The sequence below is a fragment of the Curtobacterium sp. LFS084 genome (genome assembly GCF_047977705.1).
Classification (GTDB): Bacteria; Actinomycetota; Actinomycetes; order Actinomycetales; family Microbacteriaceae; genus Curtobacterium.
The window spans coordinates 68,040-84,988 of record NZ_JBFPFM010000007.1 but is presented as its reverse complement, the minus strand read 5'-3'; the positions used below and the strand labels follow the sequence as shown (position 1 = coordinate 84,988).

General features: G+C 70.4%; 16 protein-coding genes. 8 read left to right on the top strand and 8 right to left on the bottom strand.

Features of this window, described 5'->3' with window-relative positions:
• Positions 1-86 precede the first annotated feature (86 nt).
• Positions 87-1,592 carry an alpha-N-arabinofuranosidase gene (locus ACNQOV_RS06535; RefSeq protein ID WP_416393861.1) on the top strand — a complete coding sequence of 502 codons (1,506 nt, stop codon included), beginning with the start codon at positions 87-89 and terminating at the stop codon, positions 1,590-1,592.
• Between the two features lie 541 nt (positions 1,593-2,133).
• Here ACNQOV_RS06535 and ACNQOV_RS06530 read toward each other — a convergent pair.
• Positions 2,134-2,427, bottom strand: a complete 294-nt coding sequence (locus ACNQOV_RS06530; protein WP_022905757.1) for a hypothetical protein — start codon at positions 2,425-2,427, stop codon at positions 2,134-2,136.
• Between the two features lie 163 nt (positions 2,428-2,590).
• Complete coding sequence (locus ACNQOV_RS06525; RefSeq protein WP_402268008.1) at positions 2,591-3,577, bottom strand: LacI family DNA-binding transcriptional regulator; 987 nt, start codon at positions 3,575-3,577, stop codon at positions 2,591-2,593.
• Positions 3,578-3,763: 186 nt separating this feature from the next.
• Between ACNQOV_RS06525 and ACNQOV_RS06520 the strand changes: the two genes are divergently transcribed.
• From ACNQOV_RS06520 to ACNQOV_RS06500, 5 genes are all read left to right on the top strand, one after another.
• Positions 3,764-4,699, top strand: a complete 936-nt coding sequence (locus tag ACNQOV_RS06520) for a carbohydrate ABC transporter permease (RefSeq protein WP_022905755.1) — start codon at positions 3,764-3,766, stop codon at positions 4,697-4,699.
• Entirely contained in the window at positions 4,696-5,685 is a 990-nt protein-coding gene (locus tag ACNQOV_RS06515; RefSeq protein WP_022905754.1) for a carbohydrate ABC transporter permease, read from the top strand. Before ACNQOV_RS06520 ends, ACNQOV_RS06515 begins: the two co-directional genes overlap by 4 nt.
• Positions 5,686-5,785: 100 nt before the next feature.
• Positions 5,786-7,120, top strand: coding sequence for an ABC transporter substrate-binding protein (locus tag ACNQOV_RS06510; protein WP_416393860.1), 1,335 nt, complete (start codon positions 5,786-5,788; stop codon positions 7,118-7,120).
• Between the two features lie 71 nt (positions 7,121-7,191).
• Positions 7,192-9,048 (top strand): glycoside hydrolase family 35 protein, encoded by a 1,857-nt coding sequence (locus ACNQOV_RS06505; protein ID WP_416393859.1) that lies wholly within the window; start codon positions 7,192-7,194, stop codon positions 9,046-9,048.
• A 43-nt stretch (positions 9,049-9,091) separates the two neighbouring features.
• Positions 9,092-9,244, top strand: coding sequence for a hypothetical protein (locus tag ACNQOV_RS06500; protein WP_416393858.1), 153 nt, complete (start codon positions 9,092-9,094; stop codon positions 9,242-9,244).
• 1 nt (position 9,245) lies between these two features.
• On the opposite strand, the gene ACNQOV_RS06495 is transcribed toward ACNQOV_RS06500, so the two are convergent.
• Positions 9,246-9,563: a hypothetical protein gene (locus ACNQOV_RS06495; RefSeq protein ID WP_022907428.1), complete on the bottom strand. Its 318-nt coding sequence runs from the start codon at positions 9,561-9,563 to the stop codon at positions 9,246-9,248.
• Positions 9,564-9,703: 140 nt separating this feature from the next.
• Between ACNQOV_RS06495 and ACNQOV_RS06490 the strand changes: the two genes are divergently transcribed.
• Positions 9,704-10,777 carry a spore photoproduct lyase family protein gene (locus ACNQOV_RS06490; RefSeq protein WP_416393857.1) on the top strand — a complete coding sequence of 358 codons (1,074 nt, stop codon included), beginning with the start codon at positions 9,704-9,706 and terminating at the stop codon, positions 10,775-10,777.
• A 59-nt stretch (positions 10,778-10,836) separates the two neighbouring features.
• On the opposite strand, the gene ACNQOV_RS06485 is transcribed toward ACNQOV_RS06490, so the two are convergent.
• From ACNQOV_RS06485 to ACNQOV_RS06475, 3 genes are all read right to left on the bottom strand, one after another.
• Positions 10,837-11,013, bottom strand: coding sequence for a CsbD family protein (locus tag ACNQOV_RS06485; protein ID WP_022907426.1), 177 nt, complete (start codon positions 11,011-11,013; stop codon positions 10,837-10,839).
• Positions 11,014-11,144: 131 nt separating this feature from the next.
• The gene (locus ACNQOV_RS06480; protein WP_416393855.1) at positions 11,145-12,254 is read right to left on the bottom strand and encodes an SDR family oxidoreductase; all 1,110 of its coding nucleotides are present in this window, start codon (positions 12,252-12,254) and stop codon (positions 11,145-11,147) included.
• Between the two features lie 35 nt (positions 12,255-12,289).
• On the bottom strand, positions 12,290-12,688 hold the full coding sequence (locus ACNQOV_RS06475) for a DUF3253 domain-containing protein (RefSeq protein WP_022907424.1): 399 nt from the start codon (positions 12,686-12,688) through the stop codon (positions 12,290-12,292).
• 123 nt (positions 12,689-12,811) lie between these two features.
• Here ACNQOV_RS06475 and ACNQOV_RS06470 point away from each other — a divergent pair, with 123 nt between their 5' ends.
• Positions 12,812-14,095 (top strand): alpha-amylase family glycosyl hydrolase, encoded by a 1,284-nt coding sequence (locus ACNQOV_RS06470; RefSeq protein ID WP_416393894.1) that lies wholly within the window; start codon positions 12,812-12,814, stop codon positions 14,093-14,095.
• Positions 14,096-14,167: 72 nt separating this feature from the next.
• Here the strand turns inward: ACNQOV_RS06470 and mmsB are convergent, their stop codons facing one another.
• Positions 14,168-15,349, bottom strand: coding sequence for a multiple monosaccharide ABC transporter permease (gene mmsB, locus ACNQOV_RS06465; RefSeq protein WP_022907422.1), 1,182 nt, complete (start codon positions 15,347-15,349; stop codon positions 14,168-14,170).
• Positions 15,336-16,889, bottom strand: a complete 1,554-nt coding sequence (mmsA, locus tag ACNQOV_RS06460) for a multiple monosaccharide ABC transporter ATP-binding protein (protein WP_416393853.1) — start codon at positions 16,887-16,889, stop codon at positions 15,336-15,338. Before mmsA ends, mmsB begins: the two co-directional genes overlap by 14 nt.
• Between the last annotated feature and the right edge of the window lie 60 nt (positions 16,890-16,949).

Below are 16,949 nucleotides of genomic sequence, written 5' to 3'. Positions count from 1 at the left end.
GTGTCGCGCGGAAAGCCGCTAGCGTTTCGGGAACGTGAGCGCTCACTTTTGCCGAGCGCAGGCAGCCCCACGATCGAAGGAGATCCATGCCCCGCACACACCTCGTCCTCGATGCCGCGTTCACCGTGGGGCCGGTGCGACGTCGCCTGTTCGGCGGGTTCGTCGAGCACCTCGGACGCCACGTCTACGACGGCATCCACGAGCCGGCGCACGAGACCGCTGACGAGCACGGCTTCCGCAAGGACGTCGTCGAGCTCGTCAAGGAACTCGGTGTGTCCGCGATCCGCTACCCCGGTGGCAACTTCGTCTCCGGCTACAAGTGGGAGGACGGCGTCGGCCCGGTCGAGCAGCGTCCCCGTCGTCTCGACCTCGCCTGGCACTCGACCGAGACGAACGAGGTCGGCCTGCACGAGTTCCAGCACTGGCTCGACCAGGTCGGCTCGGAGCTCATGCTCGCCGTCAACCTCGGCACCCGCGGCACGCAGGAGGCCATCGAGCTCCTCGAGTACGCGAACATCGACGCCGGCACCGCGCTCAGCGAGTACCGGAAGTCGAACGGCCGCCAGGAGCCCTTCGCGATCTCGATGTGGTGCCTCGGCAACGAGATGGACGGCCCGTGGCAGCTCGGCCACAAGAACGCCGAGGACTACGGCAAGCTCGCCGCGATGACCGCCAAGGCCATGCGGCAGATCCAGCCGGACCTCGAGCTCGTGGCCTGCGGTTCCTCCGGAGCTTCGATGCCGACGTTCGGCGAGTGGGAGCGCACCGTCCTGGAGCACACCTACGACGACGTCGACTACATCTCCGCGCACGCCTACTACGAGGAGGGCGACGACCTCGCCTCGTTCCTCGCCTCCGGCGTGAACATGGACCACTTCATCAAGACGGTCACGACCGCCGCCGACCACGTGCAGGCGCAGAAGAAGTCCGACAAGCGGATCGACATCTCGTTCGACGAGTGGAACGTCTGGTCCATCTCGAAGTGGAACGAGCAGCAGAAGACCTTCGAGCTGCAGGACTGGCCGGTCGCCCCTCGCCTGCTCGAGGACGTCTACACCGTCGCGGACGCCGTCGTCGTCGGCGGCCTGCTCATCTCGCTGCTCCGCCACGCGGACCGCGTCGCCTCGGCGTCGCTCGCGCAGCTGGTCAACGTCATCGGCCCGATCATGACCGAGCCCGGCGGCCCGGCCTGGCGGCAGACGACGTTCTTCCCGTTCTCGCTGACCTCGCGCCTGGCCAACGGCACGTCGCTGCAGGTCAAGGCCTCTGGCGACACGGTCGACGGCGGCAAGTACGGCGAGGTCCCGGTCGTCGACTCGGCCGCCACCGTCGGCGAGGACGGCAAGGCCGCGGTCTTCCTGGTCAACCGGCACCCGTCCGAGCCGACCTCGGTGACGATCGACCTCGCCGGCCTGTCCGTCGAGGGTGACGTCCGCGCCGAGGGCGTCTGGGACGACGACCTGCACGCGGTGAACGACCTGGCGAACACCGAGCGCGTCGGACTGCGCACGAACGACACCGTCCGCCGCGAGGGTGACACCATCACGATCGAACTGCCGCCGGTCTCCTGGACCGCCGTGTCGATCGGCTGAGGCGCCTCGGCGCACGCTGCGGCGGGCGTCGAGTGAGCACAGAGGGCGTCGGGCCGCTTCGCGGTGCCGGCGCCCTCTGCCGTGCGCGGGGCATGTGGGGCGGCGTAGCGGCCGGCCGGCCGGTTGCGTGTTCACGGGGTGGGCGACAGTTCACGGGTTGGCGGGCGCGTGAGCTGTCGCTGGGCGCGTGAGGCGCGTTGCGGCGGTCGGGAGGCCGGGAGATCGGGAGGCGCGGGGCGGGCTGGTGCCGCGCCTCCTGTCCGGCGGGCGGTTGCGTGTTCACGGGGTGGGCGACAGTTCACGCGGTGGCGGGCGCGTGAGGTGTCGGTGGGCGCGTGAGGCGCGTTGCGGTGGTCGGGAGGCGCGGGGCCGGGAGGCGCGGGGCGGGCTGGTGCCGCGCCTCCTGTCCGGAGGGCGGTTGCGTGTTCACGGGGTGGGCGACAGTTCACGGGGTGCCGGGCGCGTGATGTGTCGGTGGGCACGTGAGGTGCCCGCGACGGCGCGAGGGCGCGGCGGCGCGGCGGCGCAGCAGCGCGACGCCTCAGGCGGGCGGCGGCGGGGTGCAGCGCACGGCCCGTGCCCGCCAGGTGATCTCCTCGACGAAGGCGGCCGTGTCGGGGCCGAGTGGATCGTCCGGCGCGTCCTCGACCAACAGTCCGAGCGCCGGGGCGAGCAGGAAGGACGTCGTGGTGGTGCTCCCGAAGGCGTCGACGGTCGGGACCGCCACGGTGTCCGCGAGTCCGGCGTGCGCGAGCGCTGCGGCGTAGTCCAGGACGGCGTCCGCTGCCTCGTCCGAGGTCAGGACGGCGCTCAGGCCGTACACGATGTTCTTCATGATCCGAACGCGCCGAGGTGGGGAGATGAGGACCGCAGCGGTGGCTCGTCCTCCGGACACACGGAAGTGGCGTACACCCGGGGCCGGGACAGCAAGCCGGCTCCGTGTGCACGGTACGCCCCGCTCGCTGACCGTGTGACGTGCAGCCACACCCTCCCCGGCGTCAGGCGGGTGGCGGCGCCGTGCTCGAGCGGACGACCAGGCGCACCGGGACGAGGTCGGCCTCGTTCCGGACGGGCTGCCCGTCGATCTGGGACAGCAGGTTCGTGACCGCACGACGACCGACCTCGTCGAAGGACTGGTGCACGGTGGTGAGCGGCGGCCAGAACGAGTCGGACTCGGGGGAGTCGTCGAAGCCCACCACGCTGAGGGTCCCGGGCACGGGTCGCCCGGCCTCGTGCGCGGCGCGGAGGACCCCGAGCGCGGTCTGGTCGTTCGCGGCGAACACCGCGGTGATCTCCGGGCGCCGGGCGATCTCCTGCCCGGCGCGGTACCCGGACTCGGAGCCCCAGCCACCGCGGAACACCGGCGGGACGGGCCGCCCGGCGGCTTCGAGCGTGGCCTGCCAGGCGGCGAGCCGTCGGGCGGCCGAGTAGGACGACTCGGGCCCGGCGACGTGCCAGACGGTCTCGTGGCCGAGGTCGAGCAGGTGCTGCGTGGCCCGGCGGGCGCCGTCGGCCTGGTCGGTGTCGATCGCGGGGTGCTGCGTGGTGCCGGTGGAGTCGACCACGACCATCGGCACGCCGTCGGGCAGGACGACCTCGGCCGTGTCGATGATGTGCGACTCGATGATGATCACCACGCCGTCGACGGCCTGCTCGTGCAGCCGCGAGAAGGCCGAGCGGACGCCTTCTTCGGTGCGTGAGGCCATCGGCAGCAGCGTGATGGTGAAGTCGGCGGCACCCGCTGCGTCGGCGATCGCCTCGAGGGTGCGCATGTTGCCGAACGACGCGAGCGTGAACATGATCACGCCGATCGTGCGGAAGCGCCCGGAGCGCAGTGCCCGGGCGGCGCGGTTCGGCCGGTAACCGAGGTCGTCCATCGCACGCCGGACACGGTCGCGGGTGTCGGGGGAGACGTTGTCGAACCCGCGGGCGACCCGGGAGACGGTCTGCATCGAGACCCCGGCGGCCTCGGCCACGGCGGCCATCGACGGGGAGCGACGTGCGGCGGCCGCAGCCGCCAGTTCGGTCGTCACGATGCCCCTCCGGTTCCGGGCGATCTGCCCTGCAGTCCCCAGACGGTAGCGCATGTTGACGTTGCCATGCTATCGTCGCGGCGTTCGATGTTGACGTCAACATCGACGGACCGGAACACCGCACGACAAGGGAGTCACATGAGCACGCTGGAAGCGCGCGCAGCCGGAGCCACCGCGCCGGCCGTGCCACCGCGGCGCCGCGCCAGGCCGCGCGGCCGCTACACGGGATGGCTCTTCGTCGGCCCCTTCGTCCTCGTGCTCGTCGCGATGCTCATCGTGCCGATCGGGTACGCGCTGTGGCTCAGTCTGTTCCGCGACCAGCTCATCGGCGGCAACCAGTTCGTCTGGTTCGCCAACTACGTGCAGCTCTTCCAGGACGCCAAGTTCTGGTCCGGTCTCGGCCGCGTCGCGGTGTTCCTCGTCGTGCAGGTCCCGATCATGCTCGGCCTGGCCCTCGTCGCCGCCCTCGCGCTCGACAGCGCCCGGCTCTGGGGGACGTCGTTCTTCCGCATCGCGGTGTTCCTGCCCTACGCGGTCCCCGGTGTCGTCGCGGCGCTCATCTGGGGCTTCATCTACGGCAACCAGTTCGGCCTCACCGGCACGGCGAACCACGCGATGGGCATCGACCTGCTGCAGCCGTTCAGCCCGGACTGGGTCCTCACGTCGATCGGCAACGTGGTCACGTGGGAGTTCCTCGGCTACAACATGCTGATCTTCTACGCCGCGCTCCGCACCGTGCCCGGTGAGCTGTACGAAGCCGCCGAGCTCGACGGCGCGGGCCCCATGCGCACCGTGTTCTCGATCAAGCTCCCGGCGCTCCGCGGCCCGATGGTGATCGCCACGATCTTCTCGATCATCGGCAGCTTCCAGCTCTTCAACGAGCCGAACCTGCTGAAGACGCTCGCCCCGAACGTCATCGGCAGCGCCTTCACCCCGAACATGTACGCCTACTCGCTGTCCTTCAGCGGCCAGCAGTTCAACTACTCCGCCACCGTCGCGATCGTCATGGGCGTGATCACCGCGGTGATCGCCTACGTCGTCCAGGTCCGCGGCACCCGCGAGGAGAACCGATGAGCACCCTGCAGCACCCGGCGACCGGCGCGACCGGCCCGGCCACCGTCACCGAGGCGACCACGACGCTCCGCGACCCGCGCACCCGGTCGACCCGCGCCTCCCGGCGTGCCGAGCGGAAGGCCGAGCAGCACGTCGACGGCCGCAGGCCGAAGCGCTCCGGCCTCCTCACCGCCGTGATGATCGTCTTCGTCGTCTACTCGTTCGCGCCGCTGTTCTACCTGCTCGTGAACAGCACGAAGACGCAGGCCTCGCTCCTGTCGACCTTCGGTCTGTGGTTCGGCGGGAAGTTCAACCTCTGGCAGAACATCGTCGACACGCTCACGTACAACGACGGCATCTTCGTCCAGTGGCTCGGCAACACGCTGCTCTACGTGGTCGTCGGCGCCGGCGGTGCGACGCTCCTCGCCACGATCGCCGGCTACGGCATGGCGAAGTTCCAGTTCCCCGGCCGCCGCGCGGTGTTCGCCGTGGTCCTCGGCGCGATCGCCGTCCCCGGCACCGCCCTCGCCGTCCCGACGTTCCTGCTCTTCTCGCAGTTCGGCCTGACGAACACCCCGTGGGCGATCATCCTGCCCTCGCTGATCAGCCCGTTCGGCATGTACCTCATCTGGACCTACGCGGTGGACGCCATCCCCGCCGAACTCCTCGAGGCCGCCCGCATGGACGGCGCCGGCGAGTTCCGGATCTTCTTCACGATCGCGCTCCGTCTGCTCGCTCCCGGTGTCGTCACCGTCCTGCTCTTCGCGGTCGTCGCCACCTGGAACAACTACTTCCTGCCGCTCATCATGCTGAGCGACCCGAAGTGGTACCCCCTGACCGTCGGCCTGAACCAGTGGAACGCGCAGGCCACCGGGTCCGGTGCCGAGCCGATCTACAACCTCGTCGTCACGGGATCGCTCCTCACGATCATCCCGATCGTGGTCGCGTTCCTCTTCCTCCAGCGCTTCTGGCAGTCCGGCCTCGCGGCCGGGTCCGTCAAGGCCTGACCCGTCAGGACGGGAGGCGCGGGGCGACCCCGCCACGCGCCTGCCGGCCCGGCACACAGCAGCTCCACCCCCTCTCCACGAAGAAGTGAAAGGCACCTCCATGAACAAGCGTCTCCGGCGCGGCCTCAGCGCCGTCGCCATCGGCGTCACCGCAGCCGTCGCCCTCGCCGCCTGCGCCTCCGGCGGCTCCTCGTCCGGCGGTTCGTCCGACGACATCTCGAAGGCCCTCAAGGACGGCGGCACGCTGACCTACTGGTCCTGGACCCCGTCCGCCAAGGACCAGGTGGCCGCGTTCGAGAAGGCCTACCCCAAGGTGAAGGTCAAGCTCGTCAACGCCGGCACCGGTGCCGACCAGTACACGAAGCTGCAGAACACGATCAAGGCCGGCTCCGGCGCCCCGGACGTCGCCCAGGTCGAGTACTACGCGCTCCCGCAGTTCGCCCTGTCCGACTCGCTCCTCGACCTGTCGTCGTACGGGTTCGGCGACCTCGAGGACAAGTTCGCGGCCAGCACGTGGAGCTCCGTCGACATGGACGGCAAGATCTACGGTCTGCCCCAGGACTCGGGCCCCATGGCGCTGTTCTACAACAAGGCCGTGTTCGACAAGTACGGCATCTCCGTGCCGAAGACGTGGGACGAGTACGTCGCCGCGGCGAAGAAGCTGCACACCGCCGACCCGGACGCGTACATCGCGGCCGACTCCGGCGACGCGGGCTTCACCACGAGCATGATCGCCCAGGCCGGCGGCACGCCCTTCACCACGAAGGGCGACAAGGTCACGATCAACCTCGAGGACGCCGGCACGAAGAAGTGGACCAAGACCTGGGACCAGCTCGTCGAGCAGGGGCTGCTGTCGAAGACCGTCGGCTGGAGCGACGACTGGTACAAGCAGCTCGGCAACGGCCAGATCGCCACGCTGATCACCGGTGCCTGGATGCCGGGCAACCTCGAGGCGAGCGTCGCGGACGCGAGCGGTGACTGGCGCGTCGCGCCGATGCCGACCTACGACGGCGGCACGGCCCAGACCGCGAACAACGGCGGCAGCGCCGAGGCGGTCATGAAGCAGTCGAAGAACCCGGCGCTCGCGGCGGGCTTCCTGAAGTGGCTGAACTCCTCGAAGGAGTCGACCGGCGTCTTCATGAAGTCCGGCGGCTTCCCGTCCACCACGGCGGACCTCGAGTCCTCGGCGTTCCTCGACGAGAAGCCCGAGTACTTCGGCGGCCAGCAGATCAACAAGGTGCTCGTCGACGCGTCGAAGTCGTCGACCAACGACTTCACCTACCTGCCGTACCAGGTGTACGCGAACAGCGTCTACGCCGACACCGTCGGCCAGTCGTACGAGAACGGCACCTCGCTCGAGAGCGGGCTCGCCGCGTGGCAGAAGGCCCTCGCGAAGTACGGCGAGGACCAGGGCTTCACGGTCTCGTCCAAGTAGTCACCACACCAGTTCGACCCGGGGCCGTGCGGATCCTTCCGCACGGCCCCGTCTCCTGAGAGAGTTCCCCCATGCGCTTCGCCATCGGCGACACCGACTTCCTGCTCGACGGCGAGCCGCACCGGATCCTGTCCGGCGCGATCCACTACTTCCGCGTCCACCCCGACCTGTGGGCCGACCGGATCCGCAAGGCGAAGCTGATGGGGCTCAACACCATCGAGACCTACGTCGCCTGGAACGCGCACGCTCCGTCGCCCGGCGTCTTCGACCTCACCGGCGGGCTCGACCTCGGCCGCTTCCTCGACCTCGTCGCCGCCGAGGGCATGCACGCCATCGTCCGCCCCGGTCCCTACATCTGCGCCGAGTGGACCAACGGCGGTCTGCCGTACTGGCTCTTCGCCGACGGCACCGTCGGGGTCCGCCGCGACGAGCCCGGCTTCCTCACAGCCGTCGAGACCTACCTGCAGCAGCTCGCCCCCGTGCTCGTCCCGCGGCAGATCGACGCCGGCGGGCCCATCGTCCTCGTGCAGGTCGAGAACGAGTACGGCGCGTACGGCTCCGACCCGGTCTACCTGTCGAAGCTCGAGCAGATGCACCGCGCGATCGGGCTGACCGTGCCGTTCACGAGCGTCGACCAGCCGATGGGCACCATGCTCGAGGACGGGTCGCTGCCCTCGCTGCACAAGACCGGTTCGTTCGGCTCGCGGTCCGTCGCGCGGCTTGCACGCCTCCGCGAGGCCCAGCCCACCGGCCCCCTCATGTGCTCGGAGTTCTGGGACGGCTGGTTCGACAGCTGGGGCGAGCACCACCACACGACCTCGGCCGCCGACAGCGCCGCGGACCTCGACGACCTGCTCGCCGCCGGCGGCTCGGTGAACATCTACATGTTCCACGGTGGCACGAACTTCGGCTTCACGAACGGTGCGAACGACAAGGGCGTGTACCGCCCCATCGCGACGTCGTACGACTACGACGCCCCGCTCGACGAGGCCGGGCGTCCGACGGAGAAGTTCCACGCCTTCCGCTCGGTCATCGAGCGCTACGCGCCCGTGCCGCCGCTGCCCGACTCGATGCGTCCGGGTGGATCCGGACGGCTCGCGTCCGACCCGTCCGGCGGGTCCGTCGCGTCCGGCGGTTCCGACGCGTCGGTCCAGGAGGCGCGGCCCACCCCCGCCGCGGACGTCGCCGTCCGCCTCGACCGCGTCACGTCCCTGCGCGCCCTGCTCCCGGCGCTCACCGACTGGTCCTCGCACGACGTCCCGCCGACGTTCGACGCGCTCGGCGCCGCCTCGGGCTTCGTCGTGCACCGGACCGAGGTCGACCTGCCGGCCGGCGGCGTGCTCACCGTCGGCGAGGAGGTCCGCGACCGCGCCGTGGTCTCCGTCGACGGCACCGTCGTCGGCGTGCTCGAGCGGGAGCACCACGACCGCGCGATCGCGCTGCCGCCGGTCACCGGCACGCTCGAGCTCCTCGTCGAGGACCAGGGCCGCGTCGACTACGGCCCGCGCATCGGCGAGCCGAAGGGCCTGATCGGCGGGGTCGCCGTCGACGGTGTGCCGCTCGCCCGGTGGACCGCGTCGCCGCTCGCCCTCGACCCCCTGCCCGAGTCGGCCCGGACGATGCTCAGCGACGCACTCGCGACCGACGGCGACGTGCTGGCCGGACCGACGTTCGCCACGGGGTCCTTCGACCTCGCGGAGCCCGACGACCGGTACCTGTCGCTCGACGGCTTCCGGAAGGGCGTCGCCTGGGTCAACGGGTTCTGCCTCGGCCGGTACTGGTCCCGCGGGCCGCAGCGCACCCTGGCCGTCCCCGGACCGGTGCTCCGCGCCGGGCGGAACGACGTCGTCGTCCTCGAGCTGCACGCCGCCGCGTCCCGCACGGTGTGCCTCCGCTTCGAGCCGGACCTCGGCCACACCGAGGCCTGATCGGGCTACGCTGAGCGGACGGACAGGGACCGAGGGGGTCGCGATGGTGCAGGTACTGCGTTCGGTGGGGCGGGTCGTCGCGACGGCACTCCAGGTGCTGGCGGGGGTGCTGACCTCGTTCGGGTCCGGCGGGGTCGTCGGCGCGGGCGCACCCCCGACCCCCACCCCGAAGCAGCCCGACGACTACCGCCCCTGACCTACGGCGCGCGACGGAGTCCGTCGAGCGCGTCGAGTTCGGCCAGGGCCGCTCGTGCGTCGGCGATCCGGTCGGCCTCGGGGCGACTCCACCACTCGGGCCCGCGCTCGCCGAGCCCGTGCTTCGCCAGGCCGTTGCGGTGCCGCGCGGCCGCGAGGGCGTCCTCGTCGCCCGATCGCCTGGCCTGCCCGACCGCGTTGCGACCCCGGCCGAGATGGGACCGGAGCGCTGCGGCGACGTCCTCCGGGAGCGCGGGATCGGTCCGTCGCCACCGCCGGCCGTCGACGACGAAGAAGTGGTCGTCGGGGGTCGCGGTCATGTCCTCGAGTCTTGCAGCGGACGCCGCGTTCGTCCGGGGTGGTGACCGTACCGGTTCGAGATCCCCGGGGATCGCGAACCGGAACGGTCAGCGCGCGGATCCGGTGGGCGGTGTCAGGGGCGCACGGTAGACCGGCGGGGATGCCCGCACCCCACCCGCGCCCCCTGCTCGACGTCCGCCGGATCTACGCCGAGCCCGCCGCCCTTGAGCTGCAGCGCGGGCAGGAGGTCGTCGGACGCTGGCCCGACGCCGAGATCGTGCCCGTCGCCTCGCACTGGAACATCCCCGAGGTGCACGGCGACGAGCGCAACGTCCAGCGGTGGGTGCGCATCAAGACCGAGGCGCTCGTGCTCGGCGTGAAGAAGTCCCTCGTGACCCGGCCGAACGGGCGTTCCGCCGACTTCATCGCCCCCTCGACGGCGAACGGCTGCGCCATGGCGTGCGCGTACTGCTACGTCCCGCGGCGCAAGGGCTACAGCAACCCCGTCACGGTCTTCGCGAACATCGACCAGATCACGAAGCACGTCGCCCGGAACATCGCGAAGCAGGGGCCGAAGACCGAACCGAACCAGTGCGACCCGGACGCGTGGGTGTACGACATCGGGGAGAACAGCGACTGCTCGGTGGACGCGATGCTGAGCGACAACGTCCGCGACCTCTGCGACCTGTTCCGGATGTCGCCCACGGCGAAGGCGTCCTTCGCCACGAAGTACGTGAACCGCGACCTGCTCGACTGGGACCCGGTGGGACGCACCCGGATCCGGTTCTCGCTGATGCCGCACGAGACCGCGAAGGTCACCGACATCCGGACGAGCCCGGTCGCCGAACGGATCGCCGCGGTGAACGACTTCGTCGACGCCGGGTACGAGGTCCACCTCAACTTCTCACCCGTCGTCCTCACGCCGACGTGGGAGGCCGACTGGACCGAGCTGCTCCGACGGGTCGACGACGTCCTGTCACCGGCGGCGAAGGCGCAGCTCGCGGCCGAGGTCATCTTCCTCACCCACAACGAGGCGCTGCACGAGGTGAACCTCGGCTGGCACCCGAAGGCCGAAGAACTCCTCTGGCGTCCGGACCTGCAGGAGCAGAAGGTGTCCCAGAACGGTGCGGTGAACGTCCGGTACCGCTCCGGGATGAAGGGGGCGCTGGTCGAGCGCTTCCGCGAGCTCGTCGCGGAGCACCTGCCGAGCTGCCGGATCCGCTACGCCTTCTGACCGCACGGAACGACGAACGCCCGCGCCGGACGGCGCGGGCGTTGCGTGGTTCGACGGGCTCAGTGACCGTCGAGCTTGTCCTTGGCCTTCTCGGTCTCGAGGCGTGCCTCGCCCATGGCCTGGTCCTTCTGGCCCTGGTGCTTGAGCTCGGCGTCGTCGGTGTGCTTGCCGACGGCCTCCTCGACCTTGCCGACGATCTTCTGGGTGGCGTCCTTGGCCTTGTCTCCGAGCGACATGGTGTCTTCCTTCCTCCGGGAACCGCCGAGGGTCCCCGGCGCCTGTGCCACGAAGACAACCAGGCGCCACCGCGGGGTTCGCGGCCGAGGCGCAGGTTGGTGTACCCCGGTTGCTTCCGTCGGGGTACGGATCAGGGGACGAGGCGGTCGGCCCGGTAGCGGTCGAACAGCTCGGCGAAGGCGCGCTCGGTCCGACGGAACGCGGTGAAGCCGGCGTCGCGGCTCTTGCCCATGTCCGTCACGACCTCCATCGCGCGACCGAGGTCGGCGTCGGTGTGCCACCACGAGGCGAGGCGGGTGATGTCCGGCTCGGCGAGACCGTGGCGCTCGGCGATCCCGGCCCACGCGGACTCGTACGGAGCCATCTGCGCTTCGAGTGGGCGGGGCTCGCCCTCGAAGCCGACCACGCGGGCCGGGTCGACGCCGAGGTGCGCCGCGAGCCGGGGCCACATCCAGCGCCAGCGGAACACGTCGCCGTTCACGATGTTGAACGCCTGGTCGGCTCCCGCCGGGGTCGTCGACGCCCACACCATGTGCTCCGCGAGGAGGCCGGCGTCCGTCATGTCGGTCAGGCCGTTCCACTGCTCAGCGCTGCCGGGGAAGACGAAGTCGAGGTCGAGCTCCTTCGCCAGGGTCGCCTGCACGGCGATGGTCAGGCCCATGTTCATGGCGTTGCCGACCGCGTGCCCGATGACCGTGTGCGAGCGGTGCACCGACCACGTGAAGCCCTGTCGCCCGGCGGCCGCGAAGAGCTCGTCCTCCTGCGCGTAGTAGAAGTTCGGGGTGTCGAGCCGCGGCTCCTCCTCGTGGAAGGGCGTGTCCGGCATCTCGCCCGCCGCGTACGCCTCGAACGGACCGAGGTAGTGCTTCAACCCGGTGACGAGGGCGACGTGCGCGAGCGGCGCGTGGTCGAGTGCGGCGAGCAGGTCTCGGACCATGCCGCCGTTCACGCGGATGTTCTCGGCCTCGGTCTCCTGGCGCTGCCAGGCGGTGAAGAACACGTGCGTCGGGCGCTCGCCGGCGAGGGCGGTGCGGAGCGAGTCCGGGTCGCGCAGGTCGGCGGCCACGGTCCGGACCCCGTCGCGGGGGAGCGGGCGCCGGGAGAGCGCGGTGACGGCCCAGCCGAGGCCGAGCAGGTGGTCCACCAGTGCGGAGCCGGTGATGCCGCTGGCGCCCACGACGAGGGCCTCGGGACGGACGTCGGTCGGTGCGGTGTCGGTCGGTGCGGTGTCGAGTGTCATCCCCGGGTGCAACGCCCACGCCCGACAGGTGTTCCCTACCGGGGGCGTCGGATCCGGATCGGGCCCTTCGCCGTGGACGGATCGACCACGCTGCCGTGCTGCGTGATCTCGACCTCGCCGCGCGCGACCATGCGGCGGGCGGCACGTCTCGCCGGTTCCATCAGGTCGCGCCAACCGTCCGGGTCGAGTGCCCGAGCGGCATCCGACGGGCAGATGCTGGACGACCGGGAGCGCGCTGCGAGCAGCTCGTCGATCCGCTGTTCGAGCGCCCGGTCTGTCGCGTCGACGCCGTGCTTCCGGCACGCGGCCGAGCAGTACTTCGCGTCCGGAGCCGCGGACGCGGGCATCCGACGCCCGCACGACGCGCAGGTGCGTTCGGCGTGCTCGGCCGCGTTCGCCGTCGCGTCCGCCTCGGTCCTGATCGCGCGTCCCATGCGCCCATCCTCTCCCCGCTGTCCGGTTCCGCACCCAGCCCAGGCACGGCTGGCAGCATCGGGTCGGTGAACCCCGTTCCCGATGCCGCCCGCCCGCACGAACCCGCCTGGGTCGAACACGTGATGTGGTGGCACGTCTACCCGCTCGGGTTCGTGGGCGCCGAGGTCCGTCCGGACACCGCCGTCGCGGACCGGCCCGTCGAGCACCGCCTCGAGCGCATCGAGGCCTGGCTCGACCACGTCGTGGACCTCGGGCTGAACGGGCTGCTGCTCGGTCCGGTCTTCAGGAGCTCGACGCACGGGTACGACACGGTCGACCACTTCCGGATCGACCCGCGGCTCGGCGACGACGAGGACTTCGACCGCCTGGTGGCGGCGGCGCACGCGCGCGGCGTGCGGGTGCTCCTCGACGGGGTGTTCAACCACGTGGGGCGGGAGCACCCGGCCTTCCGCGCGCTCGAGGAGCAGGGCCCGGACGCACCGACGACGGATCTGTTCGCGATCGACTGGGCCGGCTGGTCGCCCGGAGACGACGTGCCGGTGGGACTGTTCGAGGGGCACGACATCCTGGTCGCGCTCGACCACGGCAGCCGCGCCACCGAGGACCTCGTCGTCGAGGTGATGACGCACTGGCTCGGTCGGGGCGTGGACGGCTGGCGACTCGATGCGGCCTACGCGGTGCCGACGGCGTTCTGGGCCCGGGTGCTGCCGCGCGTCCGGGAGCGCTTCCCGGACGCCTGGTTCACGGGCGAGGTCATCCACGGCGACACGGCTGCGTTCGTCCGTGCCTCGACGGTCGACTCCACCACGCAGTACGAGCTCTGGCAGGGCATCTGGCACGGCATCGCCGACCGGAACTGCTTCGAGCTCGCGCACGCCGTCGAACGGCACGACGCACTGCTGGCCGCGCAGGCGCCGAGCACGTTCATCGGCAACCACGACGTGACGCGCATCGCGAGCGCCGTGGGGGAGCGGTTCGCCGGGCACGCCGCCGCCGTCCTCTTCACGGTCGCCGGGACCCCGAGCGTCTGGGCCGGTGACGAGTACGGCTGGACGGGGGTGAAGGAGGAGCGCGTCGGCGGGGACGACGCCGTCCGCCCGGAGTTCCCGGCCGGTCCGCTCGAGCCCGTGGAACTCACGCACGCGTACGAGGCGCTCATCGCCCTCCGTCGCCGCGAGCCCTGGCTGCACCGGGCGCACACCGACGTCGTCCACCTCACGAACACGGCGGTCGTGCTGCGCACCGCGACCTCGGAGCGGGCGGTGGTGACCGCCCTCAACCTGGCCGACGACCCGGTCGACCTGCCCACAGCGGGTGCGACGCGCGTCGAGGCGGGCGGAGCCGACGTCGGGGACGGAACCCTGCGCCTCCCGGCTGCCGCCTGGGCCGTGCTCTCCGGATCGTGAGCAGAAATGGTCGGGTCCCCGGAGAGGACCCGACCATTTCTGCTCACGAAGCGAACGCGCGCGACGCGCGCCCTACTTGCGGGCGGACGCCGCCCGGCGCTTGTTGAACACGTCGAACGCGACGGCGGCGAGCAGCACCAGGCCCTTGATGAGCGACTGGTACTCGGTACCGACGCCGAGGATCGACATGCCGTTGTTCAGGATGCCGATGATGAGACCACCGACGATGGCTCCCGGCACCGTGCCGATGCCACCGGTGACGGCGGCGCCGCCGATGAACACGGCCGCGATGGCGTCGAGCTCGAACCCGTTGCCGGCACCCGGCGCCGCGAGGTTCAGCTGGCCCGTGAAGACCACGCCCGCGAGGGCCGAGATGACGCCCATGTTCACGAAGAGCAGGAACGTCACGCGCTTCGTCTTCACACCGGACAGCTGCGCGGCGAGGGCGTTGCCACCGATCGCGTAGATGTGGCGGCCGAACACCGCGCTCCGCATGACGACCGAGTAGATCACCACGAGGGCGCCGAGCACGACGAGCACGATCGGGGTGCCGTTGTAGCTGGCGAGCAGGAGTGCGACGTAGATCACGAGCCCGGCACCGAACGCCGTCTTCACGATGAACCAGACGAACGGCTCGCTCTCGAGCTGGTACTTGCGACGGGTGATGCGGCCGCGGAACGCCGCGATCACCATCACCGCGGCCGCGGCGAACCCGAGGATCATCGTGAGCGGCTCGTACCCGGTCGTGCCGAAGGACGGCAGGAAGCCGGAGCCGAGCGACCGGAAGCCCTCGGGGAAGGGCGAGATCTGCTGGTTCCGCAGGACGATCTGCGCCGCACCGCGGAAGGCGAGCATGCCCGCCAGGGTCACGATGAAGGCCGGGATCCCGAAGTAGGCGATCCAGAACCCCTGCCAGGCCCCGACGAGCGCACCGACGACGAGGCAGAGCACGACGGCGATCGGCCAGGGGAGGCCCCACTGCGTGATCATGACGCCCGACATGGCACCGGTGAAGGCGACGACCGACCCGACGGACAGGTCGATGTGCCCGGCGATGATGACCATCACCATGCCGATCGCGAGGATCAGGATGTAGCTGTTCTGGACGACGATGTTCGAGACGTTGATCGGGGCCAGCGTGATGCCGTTCGTCGTCACCTGGAAGAAGATGACGATGACGATCAGCGCGATGAACAGGCCGATCTGTCGGAGCTGCCCGGTGAGGTAGCCGGCGGCGGACTTAAGCGCGTTCATTGACAGGGGTCTCCCGTTCCTGGGTCATGTACTGCATGAGGACCTCGGGCGTGGCCTCGGAGCGGGGCACGTCGGCGGTGATCGTGCCCTCGGAGAGCGTGTAGATGCGGTCGCAGATGCCGAGGAGTTCGGGGAGCTCCGACGAGATCACGATGATCCCCTTCCCCTGGTCCGCGAGCTGGTTGATGATCGTGTAGATCTCGTACTTCGCGCCGACGTCGATGCCGCGCGTGGGTTCGTCGAGGATCAGCACGTCCGGGTCGGCGTACATCCACTTCGACAGGACGACCTTCTGCTGGTTGCCGCCGGAGAGCTTGCCGGTGACGACGTCGACGTTCGGTGCCTTGATGTTGAGGCTGCGGAGGAACCCTCCGGCGACGGTGGTCTCCTCGGACGCGTTGACGAAGCCCCAGTGCGCGAGCTTCCCGAGCGCCGACCCGGAGATGTTCCGCTTGATGTCGTCGATGAGGTTGAGGCCGTAGCGCTTGCGGTCCTCGGTGACGTACGCGATGCCGTTGTCGATGGCCTGCGTCACGGTGTGGGTCTTGATCGGCTTGCCGCGCTTGTAGACGGTGCCGCTGATCCCCGACCCGTACGACTGCCCGAAGACGCTCATCGCGAGCTCGGTGCGTCCGGCGCCCATCAGCCCGGCGATGCCGACGACCTCGCCGGCCTTCACGTCGAGGTTCGCCTGGTGGATGATCTCGCGGGAGCCGTCGAGCGGGTGGTGCACGGTCCAGTCCTCGATGCGGAGGAGCTCCTCGCCGATGACCGGGTTCTCCCGCTCGGGGTACCGGTTCGACAGGTCGCGGCCGACCATCCCGCGGATGATGCGGTCCTCGGAGACCTCGTCGGCGCGCATGTCGAGCGTCTCGATGGTCTTGCCGTCGCGGATGATCGTGACCTTGTCCGCGATCGCCTTGATCTCGTTGAGCTTGTGGCTGATGATGATCGCCGTCATGCCCTCGGCCTGCAGCGACCGGATGAGGTCGAGCAGGTGCGCCGAGTCGTCGTCGTTCAGCGCCGCGGTGGGCTCGTCGAGGATGAGGAGCTTCACCTTCTTCGACAGCGCCTTCGCGATCTCGACGAGCTGCTGCTTGCCGACGCCGATGTCGACGATCTTCGTGACCGGGTTGTCCTTGAGGCCGACGCGCTGCAGGAGCTCGGCGGCCGCCAGGTTCGTCTTGTTCCAGTCGATGAAGCCGCCCTTGGACTGCTCGTTGCCGAGGAAGATGTTCTCGGCGATCGACAGGAACGGGCTGAGCGCGAGCTCCTGGTGGATGATCACCACGCCCGCCGCTTCAGAGTCGTTGATGTTCGAGAACGCGACCGGATCGCCGTCGAGCAGGATCTCGCCGTCGAAGGAGCCGTGCGGGTAGACGCCCGACAGCACCTTCATCAGGGTCGACTTGCCGGCGCCGTTCTCACCGCAGATCGCGTGGACCTGGCCACGCTCGACCTCGATCGAGACCCCCTGCAGCGCCTTGACCCCGGGGAACGTCTTGGTGATGTCCCGCATCTCGAGGATGGTGTCCGCCATGCGGACCGCCTTTCCGTCGTGCGCGCGGGGGGGGGCGGGGGGTGACGGGGGGGGGGGGGG

Coding starts and splice junctions, on each gene's coding strand:
- ACNQOV_RS06535 (WP_416393861.1), top strand. CDS start 87: ATGCCCCGCACACACCTCGTCCTCGATGCCGCGTTCACCGTGGGGCCG.
- ACNQOV_RS06530 (WP_022905757.1), bottom strand. CDS start 2,427: ATGAAGAACATCGTGTACGGCCTGAGCGCCGTCCTGACCTCGGACGAG.
- ACNQOV_RS06525 (WP_402268008.1), bottom strand. CDS start 3,577: ATGGCCGCCGTGGCCGAGGCCGCCGGGGTCTCGATGCAGACCGTCTCC.
- ACNQOV_RS06520 (WP_022905755.1), top strand. CDS start 3,764: ATGAGCACGCTGGAAGCGCGCGCAGCCGGAGCCACCGCGCCGGCCGTG.
- ACNQOV_RS06515 (WP_022905754.1), top strand. CDS start 4,696: ATGAGCACCCTGCAGCACCCGGCGACCGGCGCGACCGGCCCGGCCACC.
- ACNQOV_RS06510 (WP_416393860.1), top strand. CDS start 5,786: ATGAACAAGCGTCTCCGGCGCGGCCTCAGCGCCGTCGCCATCGGCGTC.
- ACNQOV_RS06505 (WP_416393859.1), top strand. CDS start 7,192: ATGCGCTTCGCCATCGGCGACACCGACTTCCTGCTCGACGGCGAGCCG.
- ACNQOV_RS06500 (WP_416393858.1), top strand. CDS start 9,092: ATGGTGCAGGTACTGCGTTCGGTGGGGCGGGTCGTCGCGACGGCACTC.
- ACNQOV_RS06495 (WP_022907428.1), bottom strand. CDS start 9,563: ATGACCGCGACCCCCGACGACCACTTCTTCGTCGTCGACGGCCGGCGG.
- ACNQOV_RS06490 (WP_416393857.1), top strand. CDS start 9,704: ATGCCCGCACCCCACCCGCGCCCCCTGCTCGACGTCCGCCGGATCTAC.
- ACNQOV_RS06485 (WP_022907426.1), bottom strand. CDS start 11,013: ATGTCGCTCGGAGACAAGGCCAAGGACGCCACCCAGAAGATCGTCGGC.
- ACNQOV_RS06480 (WP_416393855.1), bottom strand. CDS start 12,254: ATGACACTCGACACCGCACCGACCGACACCGCACCGACCGACGTCCGT.
- ACNQOV_RS06475 (WP_022907424.1), bottom strand. CDS start 12,688: ATGGGACGCGCGATCAGGACCGAGGCGGACGCGACGGCGAACGCGGCC.
- ACNQOV_RS06470 (WP_416393894.1), top strand. CDS start 12,812: ATGTGGTGGCACGTCTACCCGCTCGGGTTCGTGGGCGCCGAGGTCCGT.
- mmsB (WP_022907422.1), bottom strand. CDS start 15,349: ATGAACGCGCTTAAGTCCGCCGCCGGCTACCTCACCGGGCAGCTCCGA.
- mmsA (WP_416393853.1), bottom strand. CDS start 16,889: ATGGCGGACACCATCCTCGAGATGCGGGACATCACCAAGACGTTCCCC.